Below are 5,295 nucleotides of genomic sequence, written 5' to 3' on the forward strand. Positions count from 1 at the left end.
GACGATCTTCGCGGAGGTGGTGGCGCGGGTCGCGGCGGCCGCGTTAGAGCTTGCGAAGTCCACTGAGGACCCTTTCGAGCAGCGTGACGTCGGGCTGGTTTCCGGATTCGCCGCCGGAAGCGGGCTGGTGGATGGCCACGAGGCCGGCCTCGGCGAGGTCGGCCACCAGGATGCGGGCCACTCCCAGGGGGAGGGAGAGCAGGGCCGACACCTCGGCGACGGACTTGACCTCCGTGCACAGGGTGCAGATCCGCTGGTGCTCGGGGAGCAGGGTGGCCAGGCGCTGCGGGTCGACGCTGGCGGAGACCAGTGCCTCCAGGGCGAGTTCGTACCTGGGGCGGGTGCGTCCGCCGGTCATGGCGAACGGCCGGATCAGCGGGCCGGAGTCCTCTTCGTCCTCGAACTCCTCGACGTGGCCGGGGGCTTCGGGCGCGGGGTAGCCGCCGGACCGGCGCTCGTACGGCTGCGGACCGCCGAACTCCTGGCCGTAACTCCGCTGGTCGTACTGGCGTTCGCCCTGGTGGGGGTCGAACTGCTCCTGCTGGTACGGCTGCTGACCGTACTCCTGACCGAACTGCTCCTGCTGGTACGACTGCTGGCCGTACTCCTGGCCCGGCTGCTGGTGCCGGCCGTAGCTCTGGCCGTGGCCGACGCCAGGGGCTCCGAAGGCGTCGTGGCCGGTGCCTGGGTACGGAACGCCGTACTGGCCGCTATGGTCGTCGGGCGGGTTCACGGATCCTCTCCTCACACGGTGCGGCGGTGCGTTGCGAGCCCCGGACGAGTCCGGGGCCGGTGGTGCGAAGGCCGTACAACGTCCGAACCCGAGCCCGCTGGTGCGGGCCCGGGACGGGCGCAGAGGTGCTTCGAATACCAGGACGGTATCCGACGGTCCGTCAGTGCAGGAGACTGCCCTGGAGTTCGGCGCGCAGTGCGGGGGTCAGGACGGCGCCGGCGCGGTCGACGAGGAGGGCCATCTCGTATCCGACGAGGCCGATGTCGGAGTCGGGGGAGGCGAGTACGGCGAGCGAGGAGCCGTCGCTGACGGCCATCAGGAAGAGGAAGCCGCGCTCCATCTCGACGACGGTCTGGTTGACCTCGCCGCCCTCGAAGATGCGGGAGGCGCCGGACGTAAGGGAGGTGAGGCCGGAGGCGACGGCGGCGAGCTGGTCGGCGCGGTCGCGGGGGAAGCCTTCGGACATGGCGAGCAGAAGCCCGTCGGCGGAGACCACCACTGTGTGGGACACCCCGGGGGTGTTGTCCACGAAATTGGTGATCAGCCAGTTCAGGTTCTGTGCGGCCTGGCTCATCTGACTCAACTCAACGCTCCTGGTGGTTCGAGCCGCCGAAGAGATCGGTGCTGCGGTTCTGCTGTCCGTTGCCGGACCGGTCGGTCTGGTCGGGGTCGATCCGGAAGCTGCCGGTGTTACCGGAGCCACTCGTCGCGCTGCGGCCCTGCTCCACGCCGCGGCGCAGGTTCGTCAGACGGCCACGAACCTCCTCCGGGGTACGGGAGACCTGCGGGCCGTCCTGCGGGGTCGGCTTGGCGTTGCCGGCCACCAGGTTCTGCTTGGGCACCCGGCGCGGCAGCCCCGAGGGGGTCACCCCGCCGGCGGCCGGCTCGCGCAGCTGCTCGGCGCGCTGCCAGGCCCCGTCGTTGGGCGACTGCCAGCTCGCGGCCGGCTGGCCGGTCGGGCCGGTCGGGCCGTACCCGCCGAGCGCCGACACCTCGTGGCCGCGCGGCTCGGGAGCCTCGGTGGCCTCCTTGGCACCGGTGAACCAGTTCGGCTTGTCGCCGGCGTCCTGGTCGCCGATGGCGCGGGCACCGAGGCCGGTGGCCCCGCCGCCGGCCAGCTGCTGGCCCGGGCGGCGCTGCGGCAGCCCGGAGGCCAGCGTCGCGGACGGCGCGGAGGACTGCGCCGGCGGGAGCGCGGCGGGCTCGGCCGCGTACGGGTGGCCGGCGGCCTCCTCACGGGCTTGCCGGACGTCGTCCAGGTAGGAGTCGCCGCGGTAGCCGTCGTACTCCTGCTGCCCGTACTGGTCGTCCTGGCCGCCGTACTGCTGCTGCCCGAAGCCGTCGTTCTGGTAGCCGCCGTCGTAGCCGGCCTCGGCGTACTGCTGGCCGTACGGCTGCTGCCCGTACTGGTCGTCCTGGTAGCCGTCGCCCTGGAAGGCGTCGTACTGGCCGTTGCCGTACTGGTCGTCGCCGTAGGCCGGCGCGTTCTGCACCGGGCGGCCGTACGGGTCCTGCTCGTACGACGGGGCGCCCTGGAAGGGCTCCTCGGCGTACGGGGCGGCGAACTCCTGCGGCTGGTAGGCCTCGGCGGGCGCCGGGTAGGCCGTCTCCTCGATCTCCGCGTCCACGGGCTCGTCGGCGCTCGGGCCGGCCTCCAGAGCCGCACGGCGGCGCTGGTCGAGCCGCTGCGAGCGCTGTACGGCCTCCAGGGCCGGGCTGAAGCCGCTCGCGCCGCCCCGGCCGGTCAGGTGGTCGTCGAAGCCGAGTTCGGCCGCGCTGCGGGCGCCTTCGAGCTCCGCGTTCCAGGCCTCCTGGCCCGGGTCCTGGTCGGCGAAGATCCGCGAGACGGTGAACTGCTCCTCGGGCTCCACCGGGGCGTTCATCTCGGTCAGGTGCTGCGGGAGCATCACCAGCGAGGTGGTGCCGGCGGACTCGCCCGACGGGCGCAGCTGGACCCGGATGTCGTGGCGCTGCGAGAGGCGGCCGACCACGAACAGGCCCATGCGGCGGGAGATGGTGGCGTCGACCGTGGGCGGCTCGGCCAGCTTCTCGTTGATCTCGGCGAAGTCCTCGGCGGTGAGGCCGATGCCCTTGTCGTGGATCTCGACCAGCACCCGGCCGTCCGGCAGGCGGGTGGCGTTGACCAGCACCCGGGTCTGCGGGCTGGAGAACGACGTGGCGTTCTCCAGCAGCTCGGCGAGGAGGTGGACGAGGTCGGTCACCGCGGCGCCGATGACCTCGGCCTCCGGGATGCCGGCCAGCTCGACGCGCTCGTACTGCTCCACCTCGGAGGAGGCGGCGCGGAGCACGTCGACCAGCGGCACCGGGGTGTTCCAGCGGCGGCCGGCCTCCTCGCCCGCGAGGACGAGCAGGTTCTCACCGTTGCGGCGCATACGGGTCGCGAGGTGGTCCAGCTTGAAGAGGTTCTCCAGCTGGTCCGGGTCGGCCTCGTTGTTCTCCAGGTCCGTGATCAGCGCCAGCTGGCGCTGGATGAGGCCCTGGCTGCGGCGCGACAGGTTGGTGAAGATCGCGTTGACGTTCCCTCGCAGGAGCGCCTGCTCGGCGGCCAGCGAGACCGCCTGCCGGTGCACCTGGTCGAAGGCGCGGGCGACCTCGCCGATCTCGTCCTTGCCGTGCAGCGGGATCGGGGAGACGGAGGTGTCCACCCGGTCCGGGTCGGTCTTGGAGAGCTTCTCGACCAGGTCGGGGAGGCGGTGGTTGGCGATCTCCAGCGCGGCGCTGTTCAGGGTGCGCATGCCGAGGATCATCGAGCGGGCGATGAAGCCGGTCAGCAGACCGGCCAGGGCCAGCGCGGCGATCACGATGACGGAGTTGAGCACGGCGTCGGTCTGGGCGCGCGACTTGAGGTTCGCGGCGTCGTCGACGACCTGGTCCAGCAGCTGGTTCTCGGTGGTCCGCAGGCTGGCCATGTGCGTGGTGGTGGCCTGCTCCCAGCGCCGGGGCTCCAGGCCCGCGGCGACGGCCTCGGCGATGGCCGCGTCGGCGGCCGCCTTGCCCTTGCTCTGGCCCTCGGCGGCGTTCTGGCTGTAGGCCATGCCGATGGCGAGCAGACCGGCGACGGTCGGCGCGCTGCCGTTGGGCATCCGCAGGGCGGCCCGCTCGTCGGCGCTGGCCTGGTTGACCAGGGCGTTGGCGTAGACCCGGGCGTCCTCGGGGGCGCTGCCGGTGTTGAACTCGGCGATCGAGACCTGCTCCAGCTTCGCCGAGACCAGGAGCTGCTGGATGAGCTCGGTGTTCTCGTAGCGCGTGGTGGAACCGGCCTGGATGCCGACCAGCAGGTGCAGCATCAGCGCGCGCTGGGTGGAGGCGGAGGCCTTGCCCAGCGAGATGGCGTAGATCGCCCGGCCCTTGCTGGTGACGCTGGAGCTGCCGAAGCCGACCGAGTTGTCGTACGCCATCAGCGGCGCGATCAGCGTCGAGTACGCGGCCTGGGTCGCGGTGGCGAACAGCTCGGGCTTGTAGGCGTTGTCGCGCAGGTGGGGCAGCGAGACGACGAGCCCCTGGAACGCCGCGTCGCGGTGCGCCAGCAGGGGGTCGTCGGAGATCTTGGCGTACGCGTCCTTGTAGCCCTTGAGCGCGGCGTCGGTCTTGGCCCGCAGTGCGGGGACCTTGCCGTCCGGGTCCTGGTTGAGCAGGAGCGGCGCCAGGGACTGGTCGCGCTCGTTCTCCAGGGCGTCGGCGAGCTCGGTGGCGGCCCGGGCCAGCTCGGCGGTCTTCACCGCGCGGTCGGCCTTGACGTAGTCGTCGAAGGACGAGTTGACGCGCAGGCCGCCGAAGACCAGGCCGATGACGACCGGGATCAGCAGGATGGCGACCAGGCGGGTGGGCACGCGCCAGTTGCGCGGGGCCAGGAACTCGTATCTCCCGCTGGAGGCCCTGGGGCTCTCCGGTTCGGGCTCGGGCTTCGCACCCGGCTTGCGCTCGGAAGCGCCCGGCGCGGCCGCGGGCCCGCCGGGGCCGGCGCCTGGCCGGTCCTCGGTCGGGGTGAACGCGGAGAACCCGGTGGGCTCGGTGGCGCCACCGTTCGGCTCGCTCTGGCGGGGCTCGGAGCGCCGCTGCGGGGTGACTGGCTGCTTACGCCTCACTCGACAACAACCTCTCGGCCGACTGGCGGCCATGGATCAATTCAGCGCTACCCCTGGCAGCGCCCCGGGGGCTGGGCGGAACTGCCGTAACCGTCTTCGGGGTAGCTGGAATTTCAGCACGTGTAGGGATTCGGGACAAACAGCTGTTGGTGACGGTTCGGCGCTGTTGAAATCGGACATTCAGTGACACTCTCGGACGAATAGGAGCGATGCTGGCGCTGAGTGCCGTTGCCCGGCTACGCCACGTCACTGTCGATCACCAAATGCCTACCGAACTGTTATGCACTGCTCATCTGCGGATGTGGAAATGCCCGCCCACTGCCTCCGTGGCAGGTGGGCGGGCATCCGGTCGCCCTCCGGGTCAGCGGAGTCGGGCGAGGAGGGCGTGTTCGACGAGGGTGATGAGGGCGCTCTTGGCGCTGTCGCGTCGGCGGGCGTCCAGGGCGATGACGGGGG

3 protein-coding genes and 1 pseudogene are annotated in these 5,295 nt (G+C 71.6%); all 4 read right to left on the reverse strand.

Going from position 1 to position 5,295, the window contains the following annotated elements; all coding sequences use genetic code 11:
- Window positions 1-43: 43 nt before the first annotated feature.
- Window positions 44-733: a DUF742 domain-containing protein gene (locus ACFTWP_RS41205; protein ID WP_380270321.1), complete on the reverse strand. Its 690-nt coding sequence runs from the start codon at window positions 731-733 to the stop codon at window positions 44-46.
- Window positions 734-893: 160 nt separating this feature from the next.
- Window positions 894-1,307 carry a roadblock/LC7 domain-containing protein gene (locus tag ACFTWP_RS41210; protein WP_073926035.1) on the reverse strand — a complete coding sequence of 138 codons (414 nt, stop codon included), beginning with the start codon at window positions 1,305-1,307 and terminating at the stop codon, window positions 894-896.
- Window positions 1,308-1,317: 10 nt separating this feature from the next.
- Window positions 1,318-4,839, reverse strand: a complete 3,522-nt coding sequence (locus tag ACFTWP_RS41215; protein ID WP_380270322.1) for a nitrate- and nitrite sensing domain-containing protein — start codon at window positions 4,837-4,839, stop codon at window positions 1,318-1,320.
- Between the two features lie 361 nt (window positions 4,840-5,200).
- A pseudogene (locus ACFTWP_RS41220) lies at window positions 5,201-5,295 on the reverse strand (ATP-binding protein); the annotation flags it as partial.

The organism is Kitasatospora sp. NPDC057015 (genome assembly GCF_042673745.1).
In the GTDB taxonomy this organism is placed as follows: Bacteria; Actinomycetota; Actinomycetes; order Streptomycetales; family Streptomycetaceae; genus Kitasatospora.